At 45.7% G+C, this 2,571-nt stretch carries 2 protein-coding genes; both read left to right on the top strand.

From position 1 onward, the window contains the following. A partial coding sequence (locus RW114_RS20360) for a DEAD/DEAH box helicase (RefSeq protein ID WP_340124557.1) occupies positions 1 to 1,794 on the top strand: 1,794 nt, incomplete at its 5' end. Between the two features lies 1 nt (position 1,795). Continuing rightward, positions 1,796 to 2,571, top strand: a 776-nt coding sequence (locus RW114_RS20355; protein WP_340124556.1) for an SWIM zinc finger family protein, incomplete at its 3' end; no start/stop codon positions are given.

Below are 2,571 nucleotides of genomic sequence, written 5' to 3'. Positions count from 1 at the left end.
CAATCTTATTTTTCCATGGATAAGCTGACCGAGTACCAATACCAGTTAACCATCGGCGATGAAGCGTTAAGCCCTGAAGAATGGCAACAGCTGGTGGATGCCAAAACCCCATTGATCCATTTTCGCGGGCAATGGATGGAGCTGGATCGCGATAAAATGCAGGAAATGCTGGCTTTTATTCAACAGCAAAATGAAGTTATTCCTGAGCTATCGGTGCATGAATTATTACGGAAATTGGCCGAAGAAGAGGACAGTTTTGAGCTGGATGTTCACGATAGTTTAGCTCAGATGTTGGCAAAACTGTCCGACAACAGCCAATTAGAACTCATCGACAATCCTGAGAAACTCAACGCGGAACTGCGAGATTATCAAAAGCGCGGTGTAGCCTGGTTGCGTTACCTGGAAAGCTTAGGCTTAAACGGTTGTTTAGCCGATGACATGGGCCTGGGTAAAACCATGCAAGTCATTAGCGTGTTGGTGTTGGAACGCGAGCAAACCCAAGTCGGCCCAACGCTGTTAATTGCCCCGACTTCCGTGATTGGCAACTGGCAAAAGGAAATTGAAAAGTTTGCTCCGCATTTGACCACGTTGATTCATCATGGCAGTGAGCGCGAACAAGAGGTCAACGCCTTCAAACAATTGTGTTCTCAGCATGATTTGCTGATTACCTCCTACACGCTCGCGCGTAAAGACAGTAAATTACTGGGTGCTTTGAACTGGCGGCGCATCGTGTTGGACGAGGCGCAAAATATTAAAAATCCGAAAGCCGCACAAACCAAAGCCATTTTAAAGCTCAATGGCGATTCCCGTTTGGCGTTAACAGGTACGCCTGTCGAAAACCGCTTAATGGATTTATGGTCTATTTTTAACTTCCTTAATCCTGGTTATTTGGGCAAACAAGCACAATTTCGCAAAACCTATGAGTTACCCGTACAGCGCGATAATGATCCGGTACAGTCGGCTATCTTGAAAAAACTCATCCAGCCTTTTATTTTGCGCCGCTTAAAAACCGATAAATCGATCATTAAAGATTTACCCGATAAAATCGAAAACAAGATTTATTGTAACCTCAGTAAAGAACAAGCGGCCTTGTATGAAGTCGTCGTAAATGATGTGATTGCGCAATTAGAGGAAGCAGAAGGTATTCAGCGCCAAGGCTTAATGCTGTCCACCTTGATGAAATTGAAACAAATCTGTAATCATCCAATGCAATTTTTACAAGATGGCAGCGCCTTTACACCGGAACGCTCCCACAAGCTTGAGCGCATCAGTGAGATGCTTGAGGAAGCGATGGAACAAGGTGATAGCGTGCTGGTCTTTACCCAGTTCACCGAAATAGGTGAACATCTGGAGCGTTATCTGGCAAAGGAAAAGCACTATAAAACCCATTACTTACACGGGGGCACCCCGCGTGCCAAACGCGAACAAATGATCAGCGATTTTCAAGACCCAGACACAGGCCCTGCCGTGTTTATTTTATCGCTGAAAGCAGGCGGCGTCGGTATCACCTTAACCCAAGCCAATCATGTATTCCATTTTGATCGCTGGTGGAATCCTGCGGTTGAAAACCAGGCCACGGATCGGGCCTTTCGTATCGGTCAGAAGAAAAATGTCTTCGTGCACAAATTTGTCACCTTGGGAACCTTGGAAGAGCGTATTGATCAAATGATTGCCGACAAGCAAAAAATGGCCGATAGCATCGTCGGTAATGACGAAAGCTGGTTAACCAAGCTCGACAATCAGGCATTTAAAGAACTGATTGCCCTCAACAAACATAGCGTTATGGAAGACTGATATGAGTAAATATGCAAAGACCTGGTGGGGGCAACGCTTTATAGCCGCCTTGGAAGATTTTACCGACAGCGGTCGTCTGGCCCGTGGTCGCTCCTATTCCACCGACAACCGTATCAAGCAATGGGTACTCCAGAAGGGCAAAGTCGAGGCCAAACTGCGCGGCAACATCAATCCTTATTTTGGCGTTTATAAAGAACCCACTTATAAGGTCAGTGTGCAAATGACCCATTTTTCTGAGGCTCAATGGCAGAAAATCATAAAAACACTTAGCCAGCGAGCCAGTTTTATCGCCAGATTATTGCTCAATGAAATCCCAGAAAACATTGAAACGGTTTTTTCCGATGTCGGCGTACATTTTCTGCCCAACGATTATCGAGACTTTAAAGTAGCCTGCGACTGCCCAGATTATGAAGTACCCTGTAAACATATTGCAGGTGTTTGTTATCGCCTGGCGGGGCAGTTAGACCAAGATCCGTTTTTATTATTTGAAATGCGCGGACTGGCACCTGAAAAGTTATTGCAGCAATTAGCCAGCTCACCCTTAGGCAAAGTGTTAAGCGACGCTAAAAGCAACGCTATTGATGAACTCCAGTCAGTGGAAAGTTATTACACCCGCCCTGTACTTGCAGAGCTCCCTCAGGAAATCAGCCTGAAAGGCTTTTGGCAAGGAGCTAAACCGTTGCCAAGCAGCATAGAACCCAGTCAGCCTGCCACAATTCCTGCGATGTTAATTAAAAAAGGCGGTGATTTCCCTGCGTTTTGGCAAAAACAAAACTC

The sequence above is a fragment of the Methylobacter svalbardensis genome, assembly GCF_037671525.1.
Lineage (GTDB): Bacteria > Pseudomonadota > Gammaproteobacteria > Methylococcales > Methylomonadaceae > Methylobacter_A > Methylobacter_A svalbardensis.
This window is presented reverse-complemented; position numbering and strand designations above follow the sequence as displayed.